The sequence below is a fragment of the Streptomyces sp. NPDC043738 genome, assembly GCF_056436545.1.
On the sequence record NZ_JBWKCJ010000004.1, the window covers coordinates 278,590 to 304,007 of the forward strand.

A 25,418-nucleotide genomic window follows, 5' to 3' on the forward strand; every position below is an offset into this window, starting at 1 on the left:
TCGCCTGCTCGCTGATGCGGCACTGTGTGCTCCTTCCCGAGTCGGAGTGGTGGTGGGGGGGGGGGGGGCCCCCCCCCCCCCCCCCCCCAAACCCCCCCCCCCCCCCCCCCCCCCCCCACCCCCCCTCCCCCCCCCCCCCCCCCCCCCCCCCCCGGGCAGGGTACGGCCGACGACGACGGTGCGCTCGGGCTCCGGCGCGCCCTTCTTGCCGATCGCGCGGCGCACGCCGTAGCCGAACGCGGCCACCTTGACCAGCGGCCCGCCGAAGGCGGAGGAGACGGTCGAGGAGAGCGCGGAGGCGTTGGCGGTGACTTCCTGCACGTCGGCGGCGATCGCGTCGACACGGGCGAGCTGGGTGTGCGCGGAGCGGACGGTCGCGGACGCGTCGGCCAGAAGCGGAACGGCCTTCTCGGACACCTCGGCCACCATCTTCGTGGTCGCCTTGAGCGTCTGCGCGAGCCTCACCAGTACGAGGGCGAGGAACGACACGAGGATCGCCCAGAAGACGGCCACGAGGATCCCGGCCACCTCTCCACCGGACACGCTGGCACCACTCTCCGACTGGTCTGGTCTGGGCTCGTTCCCGCTCGACTGTCCCGCTCGAACGGCAACCTTGACCTTATCGCGCCGTGACTGTCCGTCCGTACCCCGTTCCCGGCACCACGAGGAGGGCCCGGGCGGAGCGCGACGGCATGATTGTACGGTCCGCATCGCGCCGAGTACTCTCCGTGTGCCATGCGACGCCTCACGCGCCCCGGGCCCTCCGATCGCCCGTCCCCCGAGCGGTCGCGGGGCCCCGGCAACCTTCCCGCGGAGCTCAACCGGTTCGTCGGCCGCGACGACGAACTCTCCACGCTGGCACGGCGGCTGGAGTCGGCCCGGCTCGTCACCCTCACCGGGCTCGGCGGCATGGGGAAGTCACGTCTCGCCGCACACAGCGCAGCGATCTTGCAGGATCGCTTCTGCGATGGGGCGTGGCTGGTCGAGCTGGATTCCCTGCACGCACCCCACCTCCTGGCCCACACCGTCGCCGAGGCGCTGACGGCGGCCGGCCGCGGCGGCCGGCCGGTGCGCGCCGCGCTCCGCGAGCACCTCGCGGACCGCGAGCTGCTGCTCGTCCTGGACGGTTACGACCACCTGGTCGAGGCGTGCGCCGAGCTGACCCTGGAGCTGCTGCGGCACTGCCCCGGACTGCGGGTACTGGCCGCCGGCCGGCGGCCGCTCGGGATTCCGGGCGAGCAGGTGGTGCCGCTGGCGCCGATGGACGCGGCCGACGCCGCCGCGCTGTTCGCCGACCGCGCCGCCGCCGTCGTCGCCGGCTTCACCGTCGAGGCGTCCGGGAAGGCCGCGGTCGACGAGCTGTGCCGGCGCCTCGACGGCATTCCGCTCGCGCTGGAACTGGCCGCGGGCCGGCTGCGCGCGCTCTCCGTCGACCAGGTGCTGCACCGCCTCGACGACCGTTTCCGGCTGCTGACCGGCGGCGCCCGCGGCACCCCGCCCCGGCACCGGACGCTGCGGACCGCGATCGGGTGGAGCCATGAGCTGTGCACGCCCGGGGAGCGGCTGCTGTGGGCGCGACTGTCGGTCTTCGCCGGGCAGTTCGACCTGGAGGCGGCCGAATACGTCTGCGCGGGCCCGGAGCTGCCGGTCGGGGAAATCCTCGACGTCATCGGGGAGTTGGTCGCCCAGTCGGTCCTGGTGCGCGAGGAGACCTCGGCCGGTGTGCGCTACCGGATGCTGGACACCGTACGGGCCTACGGCGCGGACTGGCTGGACGCGACCGGCGACACCGCCCGGCTCCGGCGCCGGCACCGCGACTGGTACCTGGGGCTGGCGACCTGGTGCGAGCTGGACTGGTTCAGCCCCCGGCAGGCCGAGATCGCCGCCCGGATCGAGGCCGAACTGCCCAATCTGCGGGTGGCGCTGGAGCAGAGCCTGGCGAGCGCCACCGACACCCACCTGGGCCAGTACCTGGCGGGCACGCTGTGGTTCTACTGGGTGGGCTGCGGCCGGCTCTCGGAGGGCCGGCACTGGCTGGACCGGGCCCTGGAGCTGGACAGCGACCACGACGAGGCGCGGCTGAAGGCGCTGTGGGTGACCGGCCATGTCGCGGTGCTCCAGGGGGACACCGTCGGCGCGCTGGGGGCGCTGCAGGAGTGCAGCGAGAAGGCCGAGCGGACCGGGAACGCCACCGCGGCCGCGTACGCGCTGCACCGCACCGGCTGTCTGGCCCTGGTCTGCGACGACCTGCCGCGCGCCGAGGAACTGCTGCGCGGCGCGCTGGCGCGCTACCGGGAGATCGGGGAGCTGAGCGGCACGGCGCTGATGGCGCAGCTCGCGCTGGCGATGGCGGCGGCCTTCCAGGAGGAGCTGGCGGACACCGTGCGGCTGGGCCAGGAGGTGCTCGAGGTCTGCGAGGACCACGGCGAGCGCTGGACGCTGGCCTACGCCCAGTTCGTGCTGGCCTACGCCGCGTGGTCCCAGGGCGACGGCGGACGGGCCCGCGCGCTGCTGGAGGAGTCCTTGGCCATCGACCACGGCTTCCACGACCTGCTGGGCGCGGTGCTGGCGATCGAGCTGCTGGCGCTGGTGACGCTCGGTGAGGGCGATGCGCGGGAGGCGGCGGTGCTGCAGGGCGCCGCGGGGCGGATCTGGCCGTCGGTGGGGCTGCCGCTGTTCGGCTCGCGCCACTACAGCCGGCTGCACGCGATGTGCGAGGAGCAGGCGCGGCGGCGGCTCGGGGACGAGGCGTACGAGGGCGCTCTGCGCGCGGGCGGGCGGCTGGACCTGGACGCGGTGGTGGCCCGGATCCTGCGGCCCGCCCACCGGCCGCCCGCACCGCGCCGCACGGTGCGGATCGCGCCGCCCACCACGAACGAGCCCGCCGCCTCCCCCTCCGCGAGCGGCGGGGAGACGGCGGGCTGAGCGTGGTGCTGCGCCTGCGGTGGTGCTTAGCGGGCGTAGTACTCGACGACGAGTTGCTCGTCGCAGATCACCGGGATCTCCTTGCGGTTCGGGTCCCGGTCGAGGCGGAACGCCAGAGCCTGCAGGTTGACCTCGAGGTAGCGCGGGGTCTCGCCGTCGGGGGCGTAGCCACCCTCACGCGCGACCTGGAAGGGGTGCTTCTCGCGGCTGCGCTCGCGGACCATCACGACGTCGCCGGGGCGGACGCGGAAGGACGGCTTGTCGACCTTGCGGTCGTTCACCGAGATGTGGCCGTGGACGACCATCTGACGGGCCTGGTAGATCGTGCGGGCGATGCCCGAACGCAGGACGAGCGCGTCCAGACGGCGCTCAAGCTCGATGATCAGCGCTTCGCCGGTCTTGCCTTCGACCTTCCGAGCGCGGTCGTAGGCGCGCGCCATCTGACGCTCGCTGATGTCGTACTGCGCACGCAGACGCTGCTTCTCGAGCAGGCGGACCTTGTAGTCACTGTTCTGCTTGCGGCCACGGCCGTGCTCGCCGGGCGGGTAGGGACGGGCCTCGAAGTACTTGACGGCCTTCGGCGTCAGCGCGATGCCGAGCGCGCGCGACTTCTTGACCTTGGGACGCGACTGGTTCACGTGGAACGGACCTCCGTGTAAGTTAGGTGAGGCTTACCTTAGCGCGAGGAGAACGCATGTTTCGACCTGGGATCCCCCTGCCCAGTGCTGGTCAGAGCACAGAGGCGGGTCAGCCGCGTCCCGTGGAAGACGCCCAGCAGCCGACCGCCGCTGAGCGCGTACGAACCCTCGTCGAGTCCCATGGTATGGCGTCTTTGAGCATCCCCGGTGTCGAGGACCCCGACGAGACCGGGCTCTCGGCGCCCGTCTGCCGGACCGTCACACCCGATGGAGACGTGCTGTTGCTGGTCCCTGGGGACTCCGCGGCGGCTCGGGCGGCCGCGCACGCGCAGGATGATGATCTTGCCGCAGTGATGGAGATCACGGACGTGGCACCGGTTTCGGTGCCCCATCGCATCCGCGGACGGGCCTGGGTGGCCGGCTGGCTGACCCCCGTACGCAATGAGCAGCGCGCCGAGGCGGCGATGCTGCTCGCCGAGCGGCACCCCGTGGGCGAGCTGCTCGGCATCGGCGAGGCGCTGCAGCCGGACCCGGCACCGGGACTGTACGGGCGGACCGCCTGGATGATGCTGCGCCTGGAGGTCGGTGAGGGCGCGGTGGACGACCTGTGGGGCACCGAGGCGGTCGAGCCGGACGACTTCGCCGACGCGGCCCCCGATCCGCTGGTCGCCCACGAGGCGGAGCTGCTGCAGCATCTGCACGCGGCGCACAGCGAGCAGGTGCGCGGACTGTGCGCCCTGCTGGGCGACCGCGGCCGGCTGTGCGGACTGCGCGACCGGGCGGTGCCCGTGGGCCTGGACCGCTTCGGCCTGCGGGTGCGGTTCGTCCGGGAGTCCGGGGGCCGCCCCCCGGGGGACTGCGGCACCGATGCCGAGCAGCGCTCCTTCGACGCCCGCTTCGACTTCCCCGAGCCCGTACGGGACGTGGCGGAGCTGCGGCGGGCGATGCATGTGCTCTTCGAGGCGGCGGCCGAGTAAGCCGGCGGCCGGCCCGATTTGCGAAACCGGCCTCTCAAGCGCTTCCGGCTACTCGGCGGCGCCTTCGCCGGCGGCGCCGCGCAGGCGGGCCCGCACCCGCTCGGCCACGTCGGCGTAGCGTGCCTCCGCGCCGTGGCGGGTGGGTTCGTAGTACCGCCTGCCGTGCACCTCGTCCGGCGCGTACTGCTGGGCCGCGATGCCGCCCGGCAGGTCGTGCGGGTACTGGTAGCCCTGGCCGTGGCCGAGTTTCTGGGCGCCCTTGTAGTGGCTGTCGCGCAGATGGGGCGGGACCGCACCGGCCCGGCCGGCCCGGACGTCCGCCAGCGCCGCGTCGATGGCCGTGTAGGCGGCGTTGGACTTCGGCGCCAGGGCCAGCGCGATGGTGGCCTGGCTCAGCGTGATCCGGGCCTCGGGGAAGCCGATCAGCGCCACGGCCTGGGCGGCGGCGACCGCGGTCTGCAGGGCCGAGGGATCCGCCAGGCCGATGTCCTCGCTCGCCGAGATCATCAGCCGGCGGGCGATGAACCGCGGGTCCTCACCGGCCTCGATCATCCGCGCCAGATAGTGCAGCGCGGCGTCGACGTCAGAACCGCGGATCGACTTGATCAGCGCGCTGGCGACGTCGTAGTGCTGATCGCCGTCCCGGTCGTACTTCACCGCGGCGCGGTCGACGGACTCCTCCAGGGTCTGGAGGGTGATCTCCTTCTCCCCCTTGGCCAGCGCGGATCCGGCGCCGGCCTCCAGGGCCGTCAGCGCGCGCCGGGCGTCACCGCCGGCGATGCGCAGCAGATGCGCCTCGGTGTCCCCGGGGAGGGTGACCGCGCCGGCGAGCCCGCGCGCATCGGTCAGCGCGCGCCGCAGCAGCCCGCGCAGATCGTCGTCCGTGAGCGGTTCGAGCGTCAGCAGCAGCGACCGGGACAGCAGCGGGGAGATCACCGAGAAGTACGGGTTCTCGGTCGTCGCGGCGATCAGGGTGACCCAGCGGTTCTCCACGGCGGGCAGCAGGGAGTCCTGCTGGGCCTTGCTGAAGCGGTGGATCTCGTCGAGGAAGAGGACGGTCTCCTTGCCGAAGCCGCCGGAGGCGCGCCGGGCGCCGTCGATGACCGCACGGACCTCCTTGACCCCGGCCGTGATCGCCGACAGCTCCACGAAGCGCTTGTTCGTCGCCTGGCTGACGACATAGGCCAGGGTCGTCTTGCCGATGCCGGGCGGTCCCCACAGGAACACCGACGACGGCCCCGCGGGCCCGCCGCTGCCCTCCCCCACCAGGCGGCGCAGCGGTGAGCCCGGTTTGAGCAGATGCTGCTGGCCCACCACCTCGTCGAGGGTGCGCGGACGCATCCGCACGGCGAGCGGAGACCCCGCGGGGTCCTTCTCCTGGCGGTCTTCGGCGGCGGCGGTGAACAGGTCGGGCTCCACGTCGACGAGCCTATGCCACCCCGTGCGGGTACGGCGTGGCCGGCCGGGGCAGGAGCCGTCGTCGGTTGCGGTTCACACCCCTGTCCGGGCGGCCGCTAGAGCAGGGTGCTCCAGTACGACCACCACTTGGTGAGGATCAGCAGGGCGATCACGCCGTACCAGAGCACCGGCACGACCCAGTGGAACTCCAGCACCGTGCGGCGCAGCCCCTCGGGGGCCGGGATGACGCCGTGCCTGATGTTGTGCACGGTGGTGTACCAGAACATCAGGATCGTCACGCACCAGGTCAGCGTGCACCACAGGCACAGCGCGTTGATGCTGTACAGCGACTGCGTCATCAGCCACATGCAGAAGACCGCGGCGAGCCCGGTGCCGATGTTCAGCCCGATCCAGTACCAGCGGCGGAAGCGGGCACCGGCGAGCAGGGCCATGCCGAGCGCGATGATCACGCCGAAGCCGACCAGACCGGCCATCGGGTTCGGGAAGCCGAAGACCTCCGCCTGCTTGCTCTGCATGACGCTGCCGCAGGAGATGATCGGGTTGAAGCTGCAGGCCGGCTTGAAATTCGGGTCCTTCAGCAGCTCGAACTTGTCCAGCGTGATGATCCACGCGGCCAGGCCGCCCAGCGCTCCGGTGATCACCAGCAGCAGGGCGAGGCCACGGCCCGAGCCGATGGTGCCCGGGCCGCTCGCGTGGTCGTCGTCGATGGACACGTCGTCAACCGCTGTCGTCGTCATATCGCCGTTCCGTCGGTCCCTTGGGAGATGGGCTGCGCGGACCGGCCCGCGGGGCCGCGTCCGCGCCCTTCATTCTGCCTCAAGCGCACCGGGCACCGCCGTTCGCTGCGCGTAAACACGGCGAATTCGCGGGCCCGGCGTTGACCGACCGACGGCGTCAGCCCAGGCGCCGGCGGACCTCGTCGGCCACCGCGGCCAGCGCGACGGGGGTCTGCTCGCCGCTTTCGAGGTCCTTGAGCTGGACGACGCCTTCGGCCAGATCCCGCTCGCCGGCCACCAGCGCCAGCCGTGCGCCCGAGCGGTTGGCGGACTTCATGGCGTTCTTCAGGCCCTTGCCGCCGTACGCGAAGTCGGTGGCGACGCCGGCCCGGCGCAGCTCGGTGACCGTGCCGAAGAGCACCCGTCGGGCCTCCTCGCCGAGCGGTACGGCGTACACGGCGGTGGCGGCGGGGATGTCGAGCGTGATGCCCTCCGCCTCCAGCGCCAGCACCGTGCGGTCGACGCCCAGCGCCCACCCGACGGACGGCAGCGCGGGGCCGCCGATCATCTCCGACAGGCCGTCGTAGCGTCCGCCGCCGCCCACCGCGGACTGCGAGCCCAGGCCGTCGTGGACGAACTCGAAGGTGGTGCGGGTGTAGTAGTCCAGGCCGCGGACCAGCTTCTCGTCGTCCTCGAAGGCCACGCCGGCCGCCGTCAGCAGCTCCCGGACCTGCTCGTGGTACGCCTTGCACGCCTCGCACAGGTAGTCGCGCAGCATCGGCGCCCCGGCCAGCTGCCGCTGGACGGACTCGCGCTTGTCGTCCAGGACGCGCAGCGGGTTGATGTCGACCCGGCGCCGGGTGTCGTCGTCCAGGTCGAGCCCGCGCAGGAAGTCCTGCAGCGCGGCGCGGTAGACGGGGCGGCACTCCTTGTCGCCCAGGGAGTTGAGCAGGATGCGGAAGTCGCGCAGTCCCAGGGCGCGGTACGCCTGGTCGGCAAGGATGATCAACTCGGCGTCCAGCGCCGGGTCCTCGGCACCGATGGCCTCCGCGCCGACCTGCGAGAAGTGGCGGTAGCGGCCCTTCTGCGGACGCTCGTAGCGGTAGTACGAGCCCGAGTACCAGAGCTTGACCGGGAGGTTGCCGGACTTGTGGAGGTTGGCCTCCAGTGCGGCGCGCAGCACGGACGCGGTGCCCTCGGGGCGCAGCGCGAGCCTGTCGCCGCCCTTGGTCTCGAAGGCGTACATCTCCTTGGTCACGATGTCGGTGGACTCGCCGACGCCGCGCGCGAACAGTTCGACGTTCTCGAAGCCGGGCGTCTCGATGTAGCCGTAACCGGAGTTCTTCAGCGGCGCGGCGATCGCCTCGCGCACCGCGAGGTAGGTGGCGGACTGCGGCGGAATCAGGTCGTAGGTGCCCTTGGGGGCCTTGAAGGTGCTCACGGAAGCTCTCGTCACATTCCTCGTCGTGGAGCGGCGCTGAAGCCGTCTCCGAGGCCGGCCGCCACCTCCCGCAGGAACGGGTTGGTGGCGCGCTCGCGGCCGATGGTGGTCTGGGGGCCGTGGCCGGACAGGACGACGGTCGAGTCCTCCAGCGGCAGGCACACGCGCGCCAGCGACTGCAGGATCTCGGCGTGGTCGCCGCCCGGCAGGTCGGTGCGTCCGATGGAGCCGGCGAAGAGCAGGTCGCCCGAGAAGAACACCGGCGGAACGTCCGCCTGCTCGGGCATCCGGAACGTCACCGACCCCTTGGTATGGCCCGGCGCGTGCGCGACGGAGAAGCGCATTCCGGCCAGTTCCAGGTCGGTGCCGTCGCTCAGCTCCTTGACGTCGTCCGGCTCCCCCACCGTCAGTTCGCCCATGAGCTGCTGACCGATGGAGCGGCCCAGGGCCCGCTCGGGGTCGCTCATCATGTAGCGGTCCTCGGGGTGGATCCAGGCGGGGACGCCGTGCGCGCCGCACACGGGGACGACCGAGGCGACATGGTCGATATGGCCGTGGGTGAGGACGACCGCGACGGGCTTGAGCCGATGCTTTGCGACCGCGTCCTCGACTCCTTGGGCCGCTTGGTGGCCCGGGTCGATGATGACGCACTCCTCGCCGGCGGCGGGGGCGACCAAGTAGCAGTTGGTGCCCCAGGCCCCGGCGGGGAACCCGGCAATCAGCACGTTCGTCCTTAAAGGTCGGTGTGGAGGGCGCCGCGCAAGGCCGCTCCCGGACATCTCGGCAGCTCCAGAGCCTACCGGCGGGACTCCCGCCAGGGCGAACCCGTATACGGTACGGCCACGGCGGAGGCGCTCGGCGAACGAGGACCTCGGTGCCCGGACACCGCACTGCTCGGACACATCGATGATCGGACAAGGAGACGACCGGTGGTCAGCAAGGATCAGCGGCGGCGGCAGCTCGCCCGGGAGAAGTTCGAGCGTCAGCAGCAGCGGCGGTCCACCGCCCGGCGCAAGGCCAGACGGCGCAATGTGATCGTCGCGTCCGCCGTGGCCGTGGCACTGGCCGCAGGCGCCGCTGCCTACGCCTCGGCGGGACTGGCCGGCGACGACCAGGTGGCGGCCGACGCGACACCGTCCGCGGCGCCGGACCCGTGCGGCAGGCCCGCGAAGGGCGCGCCGTCGACGAAGACCTGGAAGAAGGAACCGGCGATGTCCGTCGACACCGCGGCCTCCTACTCGGTGCAGCTGGCGACGACCTGCGGCACGATCGGTCTGAAGCTGGACGCGGGCAAGGCTCCGCACACGGTCAACTCGTTCGCCTTCCTGGCCCGTCAGGGCTACTTCGACCACAGCCGCTGCCACCGCCTGGTGGACCAGGGCATCCACGTCCTGCAGTGCGGCGACCCGACGGGCACGGGCAAGGGCTCGCCCGGCTACACCCTGCCCGACGAGAACCTCAAGGACTCCCGGCTCAAGGGCGGGGTGTATCCGGCGGGCACGGTCGCGATGGCCAACACCTACGACGGGCAGAACGACAAGACCCGCAACTCCGGCGGCAGCCAGTTCTTCCTCGTCTTCGAGGACAGCCGGCTGCCGCCCGACTACACGCCGTTCGGGACGATCACGGGTGGCATGGACGTGCTGCGCAAGATCGCCGATGCGGGCTCCACGCCCGACCCGCAGACCCGCAACACCGCGCCCAACGCCACCGTCGTGATCGACCGGGCGAGCGTGCGGAAGTCCTGACCGGCGGGCCGGGGCGGGGGCGGCGCGGCGTCGCCCCCGGGCGCGCACCGTGGAATTTCGGTCGCGCTGGATGCGGACAGCCGAGCGCCGTTCGCCTAGATTGGCGTTGGGTAGGGTGCCTGCTCCGACGGCTGCCACCCTCACCCGCAAGACAGCCCGTCGGACCGGCCAGGGCGCGGCTCTGCCGGACAGAAACTGTGGACGATGCCGGGGGGCCGCACGCCCCCGTCGGCATCATGTGGAGGAGGCGCTGTGAGCAGCGACCCATGGGGCCGCGTCGATGAGACGGGGACCGTGTACGTGCGTACCGCCGATGGCGAGCAGGTCGTCGGATCGTGGCAGGCGGGCACTCCCGAGGAGGCCCTCGCCTACTTCGAGCGCAAGTATGAGGGCCTGGTCGTCGAGATCGGCCTCCTCGAGCGCCGGGTCAGGACCACCGACCTGTCGGCGAAGGACGCGAGCACCGCGATCGACCATCTGCGCCAGCAGATCGACGAGCACCACGCGGTCGGCGATCTGGACGCGCTCAGGAAGCGGCTGGACAAGCTCGTCGAGGCGGTCGAGTCGCGCCGCGAGGAGCGCAAGGCGCAGAAGGCCAAGCAGAGCGACGAGGCCCGTAAGGCCAAGGAGCAGCTGGTCGCCGAGGCCGAGGAGCTGGCGGCCAGTGAGCAGTGGCGGGCGGCCGGCGAGCGGCTGCGTGCGCTGGTCGACACCTGGAAGGGCCTGCCGCGGCTCGACCGCAAGGCGGACGACGAGCTGTGGCACCGCTTCTCGCACGCCCGCTCGGCGTTCTCCAAGCGGCGCAAGGCGCACTTCGCGTCCCTGGACGCGCAGCGCGAGGAGTCCCGCAAGGCCAAGGAGAAGCTGGTCGCCGAGGCCGAGTCGCTGTCGGCCTCGACGGACTGGGGCGCCACCGCCGCCCGCTACCGCGAGCTGATGGCGGAGTGGAAGGCCGCGGGCCGCGCGCAGCGCGAGCACGAGGACGACCTGTGGAACCGCTTCCGCGGCGCCCAGGACGTCTTCTTCCAGGCCCGCGGCGAGGTCTTCGCGGAGCGCGACGCCGAGCAGCGGGAGAACCTGACCCGCAAGGAGGAGCTGGCCGTCGAGGCCGAGAAGCTGCTCCCGGTCACCGACCTGAAGACCGCACGGTCCGCGTTCCGGTCGATCAACGAGCGGTGGGAGGCCATCGGCCACGTCCCGCGGGACGCCCGCCCCAAGATCGAGGGCCGGATGCACGCCGTGGAGCGCGCCATCCAGGAGGCCGAGGAGGCCGAGTGGCGCCGGACGAACCCCGAGGCGCGGGCCCGCGCCGCGGGGCTGACCGGTCAGCTCCAGGACGCCGTCGACAAGCTGGAGAAGCAGATCGACACGGCCCGGGCGGCCGGCAACGACGCCAAGGCCGACAAGCTCGGCCGGGAGCTGGAGGGCCGCAAGGCCCTGCTGGACCAGGCGCTGAAGGGCCTTGAGGAGTTCGGCGGCTGAGCACGCACGCGAAGGGCCCCGGAACATAGGTTCCGGGGCCCTTCTCGTCTGTGCGGCGGCGCTACGGCCTGCGCGCCGACGTCACGCGGTACACGTCGTACACGCCCTCCACGCCCCGGACCGCCTTCAGCACATGCCCCAGATGCTTCGGGTCACCCATCTCGAAGGTGAAGCGGGAGGTGGCGACGCGGTCGCGGGAGGTCTGGACGGCCGCCGAGAGGATGTTGACGTGCTGGTCCGACAGCACCCGTGTGACGTCCGACAGCAGCCGGGACCGGTCCAGCGCCTCGACCTGGATGGCGACCAGGAAGACCGAGGACTGGGTGGGCGCCCATTCGACGTCCAGGATCCGCTCCGGCTGCCGGGACAGCGAGTCGACGTTGACGCAGTCGGCGCGGTGCACCGAGACGCCGCTGCCGCGGGTGACGAAGCCGATGATGGGGTCGCCCGGGACCGGCGTACAGCAGCGGGCGAGCTTGACCCAGACATCGTCGACGCCCTTGACGACCACGCCGGGATCGGCGCTGGAGCGGCGCTTGGAGCGCGGCCGGATCGGGGTGGACTCGGCGATGTCCTCGGTGGCCTCGTCCTGGCCGCCGAGCGCCTGCACCAGCTTCTGGACGACGCCCTGCGCCGCGACGTGTCCCTCGCCGATGGCGGCGTAGAGCGAGGAGATGTCCGGATAGCGCATCTCGTGCGCGAGGGTCACCAGGGAGTCGCCGGTCAGGATCCGCTGGATCGGCAGGTTCTGCTTGCGCATGGCACGCGCGATGGCGTCCTTGCCCTGCTCGATGGCCTCGTCGCGGCGCTCCTTGGAGAACCAGCCGCGGATCTTGTTCCGGGCCCGCGGGGACTTGACGAAGCCGAGCCAGTCCCGGGACGGCCCGGCGCCCGGCGCCTTGGAGGTGAAGACCTCCACCAGGTCGCCGTTGTCCAGGGTCGATTCGAGCGGGACGAGACGTCCGTTGACCCGCGCCCCTATCGTGCGGTGGCCGACCTCGGTGTGCACCGCGTAGGCGAAGTCGACGGGCGTGGCGCCGGCCGGCAGCGCTATCACGTCGCCCTTCGGCGTGAAGACGAAGACCTCGTTGCGGGACAGGTCGAAGCGCAGCGATTCCAGGAACTCGCCGGGGTCCTCGGTCTCCTTCTGCCAGTCCAGCAGCTGCCGCAGCCAGGCCATGTCGTTGACGGTGTCCTGGCCCTTGCCCGCGTTCTTCGGCACATCCGTACGGATCTTGGAGGCGCCGGCCACCGCTTCCTGCTTGTACTTCCAGTGCGCGGCGATGCCGTACTCGGCGCGGCGGTGCATGTCGAAGGTGCGGATCTGCAGTTCGACCGGCTTGCCGCTGGGCCCGATGACCGTCGTGTGCAGCGACTGGTACATGTTGAACTTCGGCATCGCGATGTAGTCCTTGAACCGGCCGGGGACCGGGTTCCATCGCGCGTGGATGGTGCCGAGGGCGGCGTAGCAGTCGCGGACGGTGTCGACGAGGACGCGGATGCCCACCAGGTCGTAGATCTCGGCGAAGTCGCGGCCGCGCACGATCATCTTCTGGTAGACGCTGTAGTAGTGCTTGGGGCGGCCGGTGACGGTGGCCTTGATGCGGGCGGCACGCAGGTCGGCCTGGACCTCGTCGGTCACTATCGCCAGATACTCGTCCCGCTTGGGCGCCCGCTCGGCGACCAGCCGGACGATCTCGTCGTACATCTTGGGGTAGAGGATCGCGAAGGCGAGGTCCTCCAGCTCCCACTTGATGGTGTTCATGCCCAGGCGGTGGGCGAGCGGGGCGTAGATCTCCAGCGTCTCGCGGGCCTTCTTCTCCTGCTTCTCCCGCTTGAGGTAGCGCATGGTGCGCATGTTGTGCAGGCGGTCGGCCAGCTTGATGACCAGCACGCGCGGGTCCTTGGCCATCGCGACGACCATCTTGCGGACCGTCTCGGCCTGCGCGGCCTCACCGAACTTGACCTTGTCGAGCTTGGTGACGCCGTCGACCAGCAGGGCGACCTGGTCGCCGAAGTCCCGGCGCAGGGTGTCCAGGCCGTACTCGGTGTCCTCGACGGTGTCGTGCAGCAGGCCCGCCATCAGCGTCGCCGGGTCCATGCCCAGCTCGGCGAGGATGGTGGTGACGGCCAGCGGGTGGGTGATGTACGGGTCGCCACTCTTGCGCTTCTGGCCGCGGTGCCAGCGCTCGGCGACCTGGTAGGCCCGCTCCACCTGGCGCAGCGTCGCGGTCTCGATCTTGGGGTCGTTGCCGCGCACGGCCCGCAGCAGCGGCTCCAGGACCGGGTTGTACGGGCTGGAGCGCTGGACGCCCAGCCGGGCGAGGCGGGCCCGTACGCGGTTGGGGGAACCGGAGCGGCCGGCGGGGGTCGGCGGCAGCGGCTTGGGCGCGGCCGGCTGGTCGGCCTTGGCGGGCGGCTTGGGCGCACGCGTGGCCGGGGAGGCGGCGGGCGCCTGCCGGGAGTGCTCGGTGGGGGACGTGGCGGGCCGGCCGGCCGGCGGCCGGGACCCCGCGCCTGCGTCGGGAGCGCCGGGCCGCTCGGGCTGGGGCGCGTCCGTGGAAGCCGCGTCCTTCGGCTTCGGCTCGTCCGGGCGCGCGGCGTCGGATCCCGCCGGACGCAGTCCGGGGGAGAGCGGCTGGGCCTCGTCTGGCAAGAGCACTCCTCAAGCGGTTCCGGACCCCAGGACCTCGAACGGGTCGGGGTGCCATGGTATCGACCCCGCGGCGGCGGCTCCCCCGCGGCCATGGGTCCGTACATGACACAGCAGCAGGGGCACCCGGATTCTTCCGGATGCCCCTGCTGCTCGTGGGGTGTGCGAAGGCTGCCCGCGAGGGGCTCAGACCGTGATCAGAGCCTCCAGTGGAGCGCCCCGCAGACCCGGCGAAAGCCGCTGCCGCCCGGCCAGGAAGCCCAGCTCCAGCAGCACCGCCAGGCCGGCGACCTCGGCGCCCGCGCGACGGACGAGCTGCAGCGAGGCGTCCGCGGTGCCGCCGGTGGCGAGCACGTCGTCGATGACCAGCACCCGGTCGCCCGGGGCCAGTGCGTCGGCGTGGATCTCGATCTCGGCGGTGCCGTACTCCAGCTCGTAGGCCTGTCCGAGCGTCGCGCCGGGCAGCTTGCCGGCCTTGCGTACGGGGACGAAGCCGATGCCGGCGCGGACCGCCACGGGGGCGGCGAGTATGAAGCCGCGTGCCTCCAGACCCACCACCTTGTCGGCCCGATGCCGCGCGCACAGCTCGGCGAAGGCGTCGGTGAGCGCCCCGAAGGCCGCCGGGTCGGACAGCAGCGGGGTGATGTCCTTGAACATCACGCCCGGCTTCGGATAGTCCGGGACATCGGTGATCCGGCTGAGCAGCAGCTCCTGCAGGGCCGCAGGCGCGCTCATCGGCGCTTGCCCGACGAGCGGCCGCGTCCGCGGGGGCGGGTGGAAGGCTGCCGGCGCGGACCGACGACCGCGGCGTCCTCCTCCTCGTCGGCGTCCGCCCCACCGGGGGCGGCGTCCTGCGGCTCCTCCTGGCTCGCGCCCTTGGCCGCCGCGGCGGCGCGCTTGGCCTTGATCCGCTTGGCCAGCGCCTTCATCTCCGGCTCGGCGTTCTTGAAGTCGGCGACCAGCGGGGTGGCGATGAAGATCGAGGAGTACGCACCGGCGGCGAGACCGACGAACAGGGCCAGCGAGATGTCGTTGAGCATGCCCGCCCCCAGCACGCCACCGCCGACGAACAGCAGACCGGCGACCGGGAGCAGCGCCACGACGGTGGTGTTGATGGAGCGGACCAGCGTGCTGTTGATGGAGCGGTTGGCGATCTCGCTGTAGGTGAAGCGGGTCTGCTTGGTGATGTCCTTGGAGGCTTCCTTGAGGCTGTCGAAGACGACGACCGTGTCGTACAGGGAGTAACCGAGGATGGTCAGCAGACCGATGACCGTGCCGGGCGTGACCTCGAAGCCGACCAGGGCGTAGACGCCGACCGTGATCGTGAGGTCGTGGACCAGCGCGATCAGGGCGGCGAGCGCCATTCGCCACTCGAAGGCGATGGCCAGATAGATCACCACGAGGACCATGAAGATCCCCAGGCCCAGCCAGGCCTTGTTGGCGATCTGCTCACCCCAGCTCGGACCGACCAGCTGGGTGTTGACGTCCTTGACCGGGATGCTCAGGTCCTTGGCGAGCTCCTCCTGGACCGGCACCGCCTGCTTGGTGTCCAGGCCGCTGATCTGGATGCGCAGCGCGCCGTCGCCGAGCTTCTGCACAACGGCCTGATGGCCGCCCGCCGCCGACTCGGCCTTGTGCTGGGCCTCGGAGGCGGACACGGAGGTGGCCGGGGTGGTGAAGACCGCGCCGCCGGAGAACTCGATGCCCATGTTCAGACCGCGCACCGCCAGGCCGACGATGGCCGTGATGGTGATGAGGATCGAGATGCCGTACCAGATCTTCCGCTTGCCGATGAAGTCGTAGCCGACCTCGCCGCGGTAGAGCCTGGCGCCGATGTGTCCGAGCTTGGACATCTCACGCCTCCTTCGTCTGGGTGGGGGCGGTGCCGCGGCGGCGGCGCAGCGGTGGCTTGGCGCCCAGGCGCTGGGGGTCGAGGCCGGACCAGGAGTGGCCCTCGTAGAAGAACTTCCGCCGGGCCAGCAGCGTCATCAGGGGCTTGGTGAAGAGGAAGACCACCACGACGTCGAGGACGGTGGTCAGGCCGAGGGTGAAGGCGAAGCCCTGCACCTTGCCGACGGTGACGATGAACAGCACCGCGGCGGCCAGGAACGACACGAAGTCGGAGACCAGGATCGTGCGGCGGGCCCGCGGCCAGCCGCGCTCGACGGCCGGGCGCAGGGTGCGGCCCTCGCGGATCTCGTCCCGGATGCGTTCGAAGTAGACGATGAACGAGTCGGCGGTGATGCCGATGGCGACGATGGCGCCGCAGACCGCCGGGAGGTTCAGCGCGAACCCGATGGCCGGACCCAGCAGCGTCATGATCGTGTACGTCAGGATCGCCGAGACGCACAGGCTCGCCAGCGCGACCAGCGCCAGGCCCCGGTAGTAGGCGATGAGGTAGACGACGACCAGGGCGAGGCCGATGGCGCCGGCGATCAGACCGGCGTGCAGCTGCTCGCCGCCGAGGGCCGCGGTGACCGTGGTCTCGTCGTCGATCTTGAAGGAGAGGGGCAGCGCGCCGTAGGACAGCATGTTGCCGAGGTCCTCGGCGGACTGCTGGGTGAAGCCGCCGGAGATGGTGGCGTTGCCGCCGTTGAGCCGCTCGCTGACCCGCGGGTCGGAGACCACCGCGCCGTCCAGGACGATCGCGAACTGGTTCTGCGGCTGCGTCTTGGTGGCGAGCTTGCCGGTGATGTCCGCGAACTTCTTGCCGCCGTCGGAGGTGAAGTCCATCTGGACGATCCAGCCCTGCCCCTGCTGGCTGTCGAAGACGGCCTTGGCACCCTTGACGTCGGTGCCCTCGACGGCGATCGGACCCAGCACGTACTTCTGGGTGCCGTCGTCCTTGCAGGCCACGATCGGGTCGGACGGCTTGGCGCCGGCGGCCTTCTCGCCGGCCACGGCACGATTCTTCTTCGTGGAGCAGTCCAGCGCGTTCAGCTGCTTCTGGAGGGCCGGCGGGATCTCCTCGGCGCCGGGGAGCGCCGGCGGCGTCGGAGGCGCGGAGGGCTTGCCTGACGGGGTGGGCTTCGCGGACGGTGCCTTCTTCAGCGCGTCCGTCACGGCGCGGCCCTGCGTCGTCGGCTTGGCGCTCGGCGACTGCGAGGAGGAGGCGTTCTGCTGGGTGCCCGGCTTGTCCTTGGCCTTGTCCCCGGACGCCTTGTCGTCCTTGCCCTTGTCGCCGGCACCGCTCTTGGAGGGGCTGGGCTCGGGTGTCTTGGTGCCCACGGTGGTGGTCAGCACCGGCCGGAACCCGAGCTGGGCGGTGGTACCGACCTGCTGGCGGGCCTGCTTCGCGTCCGTCCCCTTGGGGATGTTCACGATGATGTGGTTGCTGCCCTGCGTCTGGACCTCGGACTCGGTCACGCCGAGACCGTTGACCCGTCGCTCCATGATGTCGGCGGCGGTCTTCATGTTGGTCTCGTTGATCGCGTTGGGCCTGCCCGGCTGGTTCTGGGCCGCCAGCGTGAAGCTGGTGCCGCCCGCCAGATCGATGCCCAGGCGGGGCGTCAGCGTGCCGGAGTAGAACATGCCTCCGATCAGCCCCGCCATCGCGATCAGGACCAGGATCAGGGTGCGGCCCGGATGCCCCTGGCTCGCGGGCGCCCTGCGGCCCTTCTTCGGTGCTGCCACCTTCTCGTTTCTCCCTGTCCAACCCCTCGGCCCGGGGTGTCGGCCGAGCGGCCACGAAGTCTTGTGCGGACCTGCCCCCGCCGGAGCCTAGACCGTCCCGGAACCGCGGTGCACGACTCAACATGCCCCGCGGTTCCGTGGGATGGACTACTTCGCGTCGTCGCCGGCCTTCTTGTCGTCCTTGGCGGCGTCGGCGTCTGCCTTGGCGATGTCCTTGGCGCCTTCGGCGTCCTCGGCGTCCTTCTCGGCCGCGGCGTCGTCGGCGGGCTTGTCGGCGGCCGGGGTCTCGGCCTTGCCCAGCTCGATCTTGGCGGCCTTGTCACCCGTTTCGGTGGCAGCGTCGCCGGTCAGCGAGGAGGCGTCGTCCGGGACGACCGGCTCGTCGCCGTGGCCCGCCTCGGCACCGTCCAGAATGCGGTTGTACTCCTCATCCGCGAGCACCGCGCCGATGGCGTTCTTGGCGTAGATGGCGTGCACGCCGGGGGCGACCTCCAGGAGGACGGTGTCCTCGTGGATTTCCTTGACGGTGGCGTACATGCCGCCGATCGTCCGGACGCCGGTGCCGGCCTGCATCTCATCGCGCATCTGCTGGGCCGCCTGCTGCTTCTTCTTGGCGGACCGCGTCATCAGGAACATGGCCCCGATGAGGACGATGAAGGGGAGGAGAGTCATGATGCTCACGGGACGGAAATCCTTCGCACGACCGCTGCTCCGCGGTCTCATATACGGGGGTGGGTATGCCGACCGTACGGACGGCATCGGCGGAGTCTAAGCGAGTCCCCACCAGTGGAACAACGCCCAGCATCGCACCGCAGTTCCTGACCGGGCGAGTCTCCGCGCCGTCAGGCCCCGAACAAGCCCTGCTGTCCGGTTCCTCCTGATTGCTGCTGGGGCGGGACCAGTCCGAGATGGGCCCAGGCCGCCGGGGTCGCGACGCGTCCCCGGGGGGTCCTGGCCAGCAGCCCCTCCCTTACGAGGAACGGCTCGGCGACCTCCTCGACCGTCTCGCGCTCCTCCCCCACGGCGACCGCGAGGGTGGACAGGCCCACCGGGCCGCCGCCGAAGAGCTTCAGCAGGGCCGTGAGCACGGCGCGGTCCAGACGGTCCAGCCCGCGGGCGTCGACCTCGTAGACGCCGAGGGCCTGGGAGGCGATCTCGCGGGTGATCAGGCCGTCGGCCTTGACCTGGGCGTAGTCGCGGACGCGGCGCAGCAGGCGGTTGGCGATACGGGGCGTGCCGCGGGAACGGCCGGCGATCTCGGCGGCACCGTCCGGCTCTATCTCGACGTCGAGCAGGCCGGCCGAGCGGTGGATGACCCGCTGCAGCTCGGCGGGGGCGTAGAACTCCATGTGGGCGGTGAAGCCGAAGCGGTCGCGCAGCGGGGGCGGCAGCAGTCCGGCCCTGGTCGTGGCGCCGACCAGGGTGAACGGCGGGAGTTCGAGGGGGATGGCGGTGGCGCCGGGGCCCTTGCCGACGATGACGTCGACGCGGAAGTCCTCCATCGCCATGTAGAGCATCTCCTCGGCGGGCCGGGACATCCGGTGGATCTCGTCGAGGAAGAGGACCTCGCCCTCCTGAAGGGAGGAGAGGATCGCGGCGAGGTCGCCGGCGTGCTGGATCGCGGGGCCGGAGGTGATCCGGATGGGGGCGCCCATCTCGGCGGCGATGATCATCGACAGGGTCGTCTTGCCGAGGCCCGGCGCGCCGGACAGCAGGACGTGGTCGGCGGTGGCGCCGCGGGCGCGGGCGGCGCGCAGCACCAGGTCGAGCTGTTCGCGCACCCGCTCCTGGCCCACGAACTCGGCGAGGTCCTTGGGCCGCAGGGCGGCCTCGACGGCGGTGTCCTCGCCGTCCGCGTCGGCTCCGACCAGCCGGTCGGGGCCGCCCGGGGCGGTGTCCTCGGTGGGCGGTGCGGTGTCGTCCCAGTTCACTGCGGATTGCCTCGCGGGGTCGGGGCGGCCGGGCCGCCTGCGTGGTCGTGCGGTCGGGGGCGCGCGGCCCGGGCGGCGGTCATCGGGCGCGGTTCAGCGTCTGCAGGGCGGCCTTGAGCAGCTGCGGCACCTGGGGTGCGCCGCCGGCGGCGACGGCCTCCTCGGCCTGCGGGGCGACCGCGGCGACCGCCTCGTCCGCCTCGCGGGTGGCGTAGCCGAGCCCGATCAGGGCGGCCTGGAGCTGGTCGCGCCAGCCGGCGGCGGCCGGGCCGCCGGCCGCGGGCCGACCGCCGCCGACCGGTTCGCCGAGCCGGTCCTTCAGCTCCAGCAGCAGCTTCTGGGCGCCCTTCTTGCCGATGCCGGGGACGGCGGTGAGCGCCTTCTCGTCGCCGGTGGAGACCGCACGGCGCAGCGCGTCGGGTGTGTGCACCGCGAGCATGGCCTGCGCGAGCCGGGGGCCCACGCCGCTGGCGGTCTGCAGCAGCTCGAAGGTCTGGCGCTCGTCGTCGTCGGCGAAGCCGTAGAGCGTGAGGGAGTCCTCGCGGACGACGAGGGAGGTGGCGAGCTTGGTCTGTGCTCCGATGCGCAGCGCGGAGAGCGTGTTCGGAGTGCACTGGACGGCCATGCCGATACCGCCGACCTCGACGACGGCGCTATCGGGGGCCAGGGCCGCGACCGGGCCGGAGACAAAGGCGATCATCGGGTGCCCTTCAGCGTGCGGACGGGAGCGGAGGTGCGGCGGGCGGCGGCCTGGGCCTGCTGGAGGCGGTTGACCGCGGGGGCCCGCCAGATGTGGCAGATGGCGAGGGCGAGGGCATCGGCGGCGTCGGCCGGCTTCGGTGGTGCGTCGAGCCGCAGCAGGCGCGTCACCATGGCACCGACCTGGGCCTTGTCGGCCCGGCCCGAGCCCGTGACGGCCGCCTTGACCTCGCTGGGGGTGTGCAGCGCGACCGGCAGGCCGCGGCGGGCCGCGCAGAGCATGGCGACCGCGCTGGCCTGGGCGGTGCCCATGACCGTACGGACGTTGTGCTGGCTGAAGACCCGCTCCACGGCGACGTACTCGGGGCGGTGGGTGTCCAGCCACTCCTCCATGCCGCGCTCGATGAGGACCAGCCGCTGGGCGATCTCGGCATCGGGCGGGGTGCGGACGACGCCGACGCCGACCATCTTCAGCGGACGCCCGGCGACACCTTCCACCACGCCGACCCCGCACCGGGTCAGCCCCGGGTCCACCCCCAGCACCTTCACGGCGCCCCTCCCCTCATGCCGTACCGATTCGTCCCCCGTTTCCCCGCGGGAGGGGCGGAGATCCCCTGCTCAGCACAGTATCGGCTGCCACTGACAACGCGACGGGCCGACGGGGGTGTGTTCCCCGTCGGCCCGTGTGCGAGCGGCGGCGGCGCGGCCGCGCGGACTACCGGCTCAGGCGTCGACCTTGGCCATCACGTCGTCCGAGACGTCGAAGTTGGCGAAGACGTTCTGCACGTCGTCGCTGTCCTCCAGCGCGTCGATCAGCTTGAAGATCTTGCGCGCGCCCTCTTCCTCCAGCTCGACCTGCATGGTCGGGACGAAGTTGGCGTCGGCCGAGTCGTAGTCGATACCGGCCTCCTGGAGGGCGGTGCGGACCGCGACCAGGTCGGTGGCCTCGCTGAGCACCTCGAAGGACTCACCGAGGTCGTTGACCTCCTCGGCACCGGCGTCCAGCACCGCGCCCAGCACGTCGTCCTCGCTCAGTTCACCCTTGGGGACGATCACCACGCCCTTGCGGTTGAACAGGTACGACACCGAGCCCGGGTCGGCCATCGAACCGCCGTTGCGGGTCATGGCGACGCGGACGTCCGAGGCGGCGCGGTTGCGGTTGTCGGTGAGGCACTCGATGAGCACCGCGACACCGTTGGGGCCGTAACCCTCGTACATGATGGTCTCGTAGTCGGCGCCGCCGGCCTCCAGGCCCGCACCGCGCTTGACCGCGGAGTCGATGTTCTTGTTGGGCACCGAGCTCTTCTTGGCCTTCTGAATGGCGTCGAAGAGGGTCGGGTTGCCGTCCGGGTCGGCACCGCCCGTACGGGCCGCGACCTCGATGTTCTTGATCAGCTTCGCGAAGAGCTTGCCGCGCTTGGCATCGATCACGGCCTTCTTGTGCTTCGTCGTAGCCCATTTAGAGTGGCCGGACATCCGCCTGTCTCCTTCGCGTAACCAACTTCTGAAACGAACGCCATAGATCCTACCGGGGCCACGTGACGCGGTGTTACCCAGTCACACTGCGCACCATGTCCACGAACAGCGCGTGGACGCGGTGGTCTCCGGTCAGCTCCGGATGGAACGACGTGGCCAGGACGTTACCCTGCCGGACGGCCACGGTGTGCCCGTCGTACGTGGCCAGGACCTCGACCGTGCCGCCGACCGACTCGACCCAGGGCGCCCGGATGAAGACGCCCTCGACCGGCCCGCCGGGGATGCCGGCGACGTCGATGCCCGCCTCGAAGGACTCGTTCTGCCGCCCGAACGCGTTACGGCGGACGATCATGTCGATGCCGCCGAGCGTCTCCTGGTCCTCCCGGGCGTCCAGCAGCTTGTCCGCGACCATGATCATGCCGGCGCAGGTCCCGTAGACCGGCTTGCCCGCGCGCACGAACGCCCGCAGCGGCTCCAGCATGCCGAAGACGATCGCCAGCTTGGACATCGTGGTGGACTCGCCGCCCGGTATGACCAGGCCCTCGACCTGGTCCAGCTCCTCGGGGCGGCGCACCGGCCGTGCCTGGGCGCCGGCGTCCGTGAGCGCCTTGACGTGCTCACGGACGTCGCCCTGGAGGGCCAGCACACCGATGGTGGGGGTGCTCATCTCCTCGGTTCCTACCAGCCGCGGTTGGCGTAGCGCTCGGCCTCGGGGAGGGTGTCGCAGTTGATGCCGACCATGGCCTCGCCCAGGTTGCGGGAGACGTCCGCGATGACCTTCGGGTCGTCGTAGAAGGTGGTGGCCTTCACGATCGCGGCGGCGCGCTTGGCCGGGTCGCCGGACTTGAAGATGCCGGAGCCGACGAACACGCCCTCGGCGCCGAGCTGGCGCATCAGGGCCGCGTCGGCCGGAGTGGCCACACCGCCGGCGGAGAACAGCACGACCGGCAGCTTGCCGAGCTCGGCGACCTCCTTGACCAGCTCGAACGGGGCGCGCAGCTCCTTGGCGGCGGCGTAGAGCTCGTTGTTGTCGCAGCCGCGCAGCTTGGCGATCTCGCCCTTGATCTGGCGCAGGTGGCGGACCGCCTCGACGACGTTGCCGGTGCCGGCCTCGCCCTTGGAGCGGATCATGGCGGCGCCCTCGGCGATCCGGCGCAGCGCCTCGCCCAGGTTGGTGGCACCGCACACGAAGGGGGTGGTGAAGGCCCACTTGTCGGAGTGGTTGACCTCGTCGGCGGGGGTGAGGACCTCGGACTCGTCGATGTAGTCGACACCGAGCGACTGCAGGACCTGGGCCTCGACGAAGTGGCCGATGCGGGACTTGGCCATGACCGGGATGGAGACGGCGTCGATGATGCCGTCGATCATGTCGGGGTCCGACATGCGGGCCACGCCGCCGTCCTTGCGGATGTCGGCGGGGACCCGCTCCAGGGCCATGACGGCGACGGCGCCCGCGTCCTCGGCGATCTTCGCCTCTTCCGGCGTGACGACGTCCATGATCACGCCGCCCTTGAGCTGCTCGGCCATGCCGCGCTTGACGCGCGCGGTCCCGGTCTCGGGGTTCTGGGGCGTGGTGGGCGTGCTGGACACGGTTTGACCTCACTCAGTGCGGGTGGTGGAACGTGCCGACCACACAACCCTTTGCGCGGGACCGGAGAAAAGGGCCAATTCAAGGCCGGTGGCTCGTTGCGGCTGGGAGTCGCAGCGGCCGGGCCGGCGAGCCGCGGCGGCGGTCGCGCTCAGTTTCCGGCGGAGCGGTCGTCGAGGACGGCCGGCGGCTCGTCGTCCATCTCGAAGGCCAGCGGGAACGGCGCGTGCCCCGCCAGCCGGAAGATCCGCACCACCCGGTGGCGGCGGACGGCGCGGGCGGCCCGTACGGCGTCGTTGTGGAAACGGCGGGCCATCGGGACGCGGCGGACCGCGGCGGTGAGCTCGGTGACCGTCTGCTCGCCGCCCGGCGCCTCCCGTACGGCCTCCAGCTGCGCCTCCTCCGCGAAGATCGCCCGCAGCGCCTGGCTCAGCTCGCTCTCCGCGACCTCGCGGTGGTCCTCCTCGGCCTGCCGGGCCTCGTGCGCCGCCTGGTAGAGGACGATCGAGGCGGCCGGGTCCAGGACTCCCGACGTGCCGACCTCCTGCGCCACGGACGCGCGCCGCAGGAGCTGGGCGTCGAGGGCCGCCCGGGCCGCGTCGATGCGCGCGTGCAGGCGGTCCAGACGGCCGGCCGTCCAGCTGAGGTAGATGCCGATGAGGAGGACCGCTACCGCGATCCAGATGATGGTGGTCACGGGCCGTCACGTTACCCGCACGTGGTGGGCTCCCCCGGGGCGGCGCCTGGTCAGTCCTTCGCCAGCCAGCGCCGCGCCCGCAGGCCCACGCGTTCGTCGGTGGCCACCGAGGCGGCGCCGGCGGTGACGGTCTCGTAGACGGCGAGGATGTCGGCGCCGACGGTCGACCAGTCGAAGCGGCGGACATGGCGGCTGCCGCGTTCGCGAAGTTCCGCCAGGCGGGCGGGGTCGCCCAGCAGGCGGACCGCGGCGGCGGCCAGGGCGTCGGCGTCCTCGTTGGCGAACAGCTCGCCGGCCTCGCCCTGGTCGAGGACCTGGGCGAAGGCGTCGAGGTCGCTGGCGAGTACGGGTGCGCCGGCGGACATCGCCTCCACGAGGATGATGCCGAAGGACTCGCCGCCCGTGTTGGGGGCGACATAGACGTCGACGCTGCGCAGCAGGCGCGCCTTGTCCTCGTCGGTGACCATGCCGAGGAACTCCACTCGGGAGCGCAGCTCGGGGGGCAGGGTGGCGACGGCCTCCTCCTCGTCGCCGCGGCCGGCGACCAGCAGCCGGGCGTCGGGCACCGCGGCGAGGATCGCGGGCAGCGCCTTCATCAGCACCGGCAGGCCCTTGCGCGGCTCGTCGATGCGGCCGATGAAGCCGATGGTCCTGCCCTGCCACTCGGGCCGGGGTTCGGCGCGGGCGAAGAAGTCGACGTCCACGCCGTTGGGGATGACCACCGCGTCGCCGCCGAGGTGTTCGACGAGGGTCCGGCGCGCGTACTCGCTGACCGCGACGCGAGCGCTGATCTTCTCCAGCGCCGGCTGCAGGATCGGGTACGCGGCGATCATCGCCCGCGAGCGCGGGTTGGAGGTGTGGAAGGTCGCCACGATGGGGCCCTGGGCGGCCCAGCAGGACAGCAGGCCCAGGGAGGGGGAGGCCGGCTCGTGGATGTGGATGACGTCGAAGGCGCCGTTCTGCAGCCAGCGGCGGACCCGGGCGGCGGAGAGGAAGCCGAAGTTGAGGCGGGCGACCGAGCCGTTGTAGGGGACGGGGACGGCGCGGCCGGCGGAGACGACGTACGGCGGGAGCGGGGTGTCGTCGTCGGCGGGGGCCAGGACGGAGACCTCGTGGCCGAGGCGGATCAGGTGGTCGGCCAGGTCCCGGATGTGGAACTGGACGCCGCCGGGGACGTCCCAGGCGTAGGGGCAGACGATGCCGATCTTCACTGTGTTCCTTCGTTCGCTTCTCCGCCCCCGCGGCGCAGCGGTGCGGCCTTCGTGACCTGCCGCAGCCCGGTGGCCGCGGGTGCGACGCTCACTGCGTTCCTTCGTTCGCTTCTCCGCCCCCGCGGCGCAGCGGTGCGGCCTTCGTGACCTGCCGCAGCCCGGTGGCCGCGGGTGCGACGCTCAC

General features: G+C 71.7%; 22 protein-coding genes and 1 pseudogene. 4 read left to right on the forward strand and 19 right to left on the reverse strand.

The annotated features are described in order from the left end of the window. Positions 1–123: 123 nt before the first annotated feature. Positions 124–528 (reverse strand): annotated as a pseudogene (locus AC0680_RS08505) (DUF948 domain-containing protein); the annotation flags it as partial. A 207-nt stretch (positions 529–735) separates the two neighbouring features. On the opposite strand from AC0680_RS08505, the gene AC0680_RS08510 reads away from it, so the two are divergent. Continuing rightward, entirely contained in the window at positions 736–2,925 is a 2,190-nt protein-coding gene (locus AC0680_RS08510; RefSeq protein WP_478626038.1) for an ATP-binding protein, read from the forward strand. A 26-nt stretch (positions 2,926–2,951) separates the two neighbouring features. Here AC0680_RS08510 and rpsD read toward each other — a convergent pair whose 3' ends face one another. Beyond that, a complete protein-coding gene (rpsD, locus tag AC0680_RS08515) occupies positions 2,952–3,563 on the reverse strand; it encodes a 30S ribosomal protein S4 (RefSeq protein ID WP_384429048.1) in 612 nt (203 codons plus the stop codon). A gap of 185 nt (positions 3,564–3,748) precedes the next feature. Between rpsD and AC0680_RS08520 the strand changes: the two genes are divergently transcribed. After that, entirely contained in the window at positions 3,749–4,540 is a 792-nt protein-coding gene (locus AC0680_RS08520; protein WP_478626040.1) for a DUF2470 domain-containing protein, read from the forward strand. 48 nt (positions 4,541–4,588) lie between these two features. Here the strand turns inward: AC0680_RS08520 and AC0680_RS08525 are convergent, their stop codons facing one another. The 4 genes from AC0680_RS08525 to AC0680_RS08540 all read right to left on the reverse strand — a co-directional run bounded on the left by AC0680_RS08525 (position 4,589) and on the right by AC0680_RS08540 (position 8,841). Further along, entirely contained in the window at positions 4,589–5,959 is a 1,371-nt protein-coding gene (locus AC0680_RS08525) for a replication-associated recombination protein A (RefSeq protein WP_478626042.1), read from the reverse strand. Positions 5,960–6,054: 95 nt separating this feature from the next. Further along, positions 6,055–6,696, reverse strand: coding sequence for a vitamin K epoxide reductase family protein (locus tag AC0680_RS08530; RefSeq protein WP_478626044.1), 642 nt, complete (start codon positions 6,694–6,696; stop codon positions 6,055–6,057). A gap of 157 nt (positions 6,697–6,853) precedes the next feature. Next, a complete protein-coding gene (hisS, locus tag AC0680_RS08535) occupies positions 6,854–8,116 on the reverse strand; it encodes a histidine--tRNA ligase (protein ID WP_384429037.1) in 1,263 nt (420 codons plus the stop codon). 11 nt (positions 8,117–8,127) lie between these two features. Next, the gene (locus tag AC0680_RS08540; RefSeq protein ID WP_478626046.1) at positions 8,128–8,841 is read right to left on the reverse strand and encodes an MBL fold metallo-hydrolase; all 714 of its coding nucleotides are present in this window, start codon (positions 8,839–8,841) and stop codon (positions 8,128–8,130) included. A 204-nt stretch (positions 8,842–9,045) separates the two neighbouring features. On the opposite strand from AC0680_RS08540, the gene AC0680_RS08545 reads away from it, so the two are divergent. Together AC0680_RS08545 and AC0680_RS08550 are read left to right on the forward strand one after the other, a co-directional pair. Further along, the gene (locus tag AC0680_RS08545) at positions 9,046–9,864 is read left to right on the forward strand and encodes a peptidylprolyl isomerase (protein ID WP_478626048.1); all 819 of its coding nucleotides are present in this window, start codon (positions 9,046–9,048) and stop codon (positions 9,862–9,864) included. A gap of 252 nt (positions 9,865–10,116) precedes the next feature. After that, positions 10,117–11,346: a DUF349 domain-containing protein gene (locus AC0680_RS08550; RefSeq protein WP_478626050.1), complete on the forward strand. Its 1,230-nt coding sequence runs from the start codon at positions 10,117–10,119 to the stop codon at positions 11,344–11,346. Between the two features lie 61 nt (positions 11,347–11,407). Here AC0680_RS08550 and AC0680_RS08555 read toward each other — a convergent pair whose 3' ends face one another. The 13 genes from AC0680_RS08555 to AC0680_RS08615 form a co-directional block, all read right to left on the reverse strand. Continuing rightward, a complete protein-coding gene (locus AC0680_RS08555; protein WP_478626052.1) occupies positions 11,408–14,002 on the reverse strand; it encodes a RelA/SpoT family protein in 2,595 nt (864 codons plus the stop codon). A 183-nt stretch (positions 14,003–14,185) separates the two neighbouring features. After that, positions 14,186–14,734 (reverse strand): adenine phosphoribosyltransferase, encoded by a 549-nt coding sequence (locus AC0680_RS08560; RefSeq protein WP_478626054.1) that lies wholly within the window; start codon positions 14,732–14,734, stop codon positions 14,186–14,188. Then, a complete protein-coding gene (gene secF / locus AC0680_RS08565; protein ID WP_478626055.1) occupies positions 14,731–15,852 on the reverse strand; it encodes a protein translocase subunit SecF in 1,122 nt (373 codons plus the stop codon). The genes AC0680_RS08560 and secF overlap by 4 nt, the downstream gene beginning before the upstream one ends. A 1-nt stretch (position 15,853) precedes the next feature. Beyond that, on the reverse strand, positions 15,854–17,632 hold the full coding sequence (gene secD, locus AC0680_RS08570; RefSeq protein WP_384429018.1) for a protein translocase subunit SecD: 1,779 nt from the start codon (positions 17,630–17,632) through the stop codon (positions 15,854–15,856). 147 nt (positions 17,633–17,779) lie between these two features. After that, positions 17,780–18,313 carry a preprotein translocase subunit YajC gene (gene yajC / locus AC0680_RS08575; protein WP_478626057.1) on the reverse strand — a complete coding sequence of 178 codons (534 nt, stop codon included), beginning with the start codon at positions 18,311–18,313 and terminating at the stop codon, positions 17,780–17,782. 161 nt (positions 18,314–18,474) lie between these two features. Continuing rightward, positions 18,475–19,563, reverse strand: coding sequence for a Holliday junction branch migration DNA helicase RuvB (gene ruvB / locus AC0680_RS08580; RefSeq protein ID WP_478626059.1), 1,089 nt, complete (start codon positions 19,561–19,563; stop codon positions 18,475–18,477). Positions 19,564–19,642: 79 nt separating this feature from the next. Beyond that, entirely contained in the window at positions 19,643–20,263 is a 621-nt protein-coding gene (ruvA, locus tag AC0680_RS08585) for a Holliday junction branch migration protein RuvA (protein WP_478626061.1), read from the reverse strand. Continuing rightward, positions 20,260–20,811, reverse strand: coding sequence for a crossover junction endodeoxyribonuclease RuvC (gene ruvC, locus AC0680_RS08590; protein WP_478626063.1), 552 nt, complete (start codon positions 20,809–20,811; stop codon positions 20,260–20,262). The genes ruvA and ruvC overlap by 4 nt, the downstream gene beginning before the upstream one ends. A 174-nt stretch (positions 20,812–20,985) precedes the next feature. Then, positions 20,986–21,738: a YebC/PmpR family DNA-binding transcriptional regulator gene (locus AC0680_RS08595; RefSeq protein WP_033267821.1), complete on the reverse strand. Its 753-nt coding sequence runs from the start codon at positions 21,736–21,738 to the stop codon at positions 20,986–20,988. 73 nt (positions 21,739–21,811) lie between these two features. Then, positions 21,812–22,405: a pyridoxal 5'-phosphate synthase glutaminase subunit PdxT gene (pdxT, locus tag AC0680_RS08600; protein WP_478626065.1), complete on the reverse strand. Its 594-nt coding sequence runs from the start codon at positions 22,403–22,405 to the stop codon at positions 21,812–21,814. Between the two features lie 11 nt (positions 22,406–22,416). After that, complete coding sequence (gene pdxS, locus AC0680_RS08605) at positions 22,417–23,328, reverse strand: pyridoxal 5'-phosphate synthase lyase subunit PdxS (RefSeq protein WP_030067142.1); 912 nt, start codon at positions 23,326–23,328, stop codon at positions 22,417–22,419. A 149-nt stretch (positions 23,329–23,477) separates the two neighbouring features. Continuing rightward, positions 23,478–24,023 (reverse strand): LemA family protein, encoded by a 546-nt coding sequence (locus AC0680_RS08610; RefSeq protein WP_384429001.1) that lies wholly within the window; start codon positions 24,021–24,023, stop codon positions 23,478–23,480. A 50-nt stretch (positions 24,024–24,073) separates the two neighbouring features. Beyond that, entirely contained in the window at positions 24,074–25,234 is a 1,161-nt protein-coding gene (locus AC0680_RS08615) for a glycosyltransferase family 4 protein (protein ID WP_478626067.1), read from the reverse strand. Between the last annotated feature and the right edge of the window lie 184 nt (positions 25,235–25,418).

Excerpts from the sequence above, each read along its gene's own strand:
- AC0680_RS08510 (WP_478626038.1), top strand. The coding sequence starts at position 736 with ATGCGACGCCTCACGCGCCCCGGGCCCTCCGATCGCCCGTCCCCCGAG.
- AC0680_RS08520 (WP_478626040.1), top strand. The coding sequence starts at position 3,749 with ATGGCGTCTTTGAGCATCCCCGGTGTCGAGGACCCCGACGAGACCGGG.
- AC0680_RS08530 (WP_478626044.1), bottom strand. The coding sequence starts at position 6,696 with ATGACGACGACAGCGGTTGACGACGTGTCCATCGACGACGACCACGCG.
- AC0680_RS08560 (WP_478626054.1), bottom strand. The coding sequence starts at position 14,734 with ATGAGCGCGCCTGCGGCCCTGCAGGAGCTGCTGCTCAGCCGGATCACC.
- secF (WP_478626055.1), bottom strand. The coding sequence starts at position 15,852 with ATGTCCAAGCTCGGACACATCGGCGCCAGGCTCTACCGCGGCGAGGTC.
- ruvA (WP_478626061.1), bottom strand. The coding sequence starts at position 20,263 with ATGATCGCCTTTGTCTCCGGCCCGGTCGCGGCCCTGGCCCCCGATAGC.
- AC0680_RS08595 (WP_033267821.1), bottom strand. The coding sequence starts at position 21,738 with ATGTCCGGCCACTCTAAATGGGCTACGACGAAGCACAAGAAGGCCGTG.
- pdxT (WP_478626065.1), bottom strand. The coding sequence starts at position 22,405 with ATGAGCACCCCCACCATCGGTGTGCTGGCCCTCCAGGGCGACGTCCGT.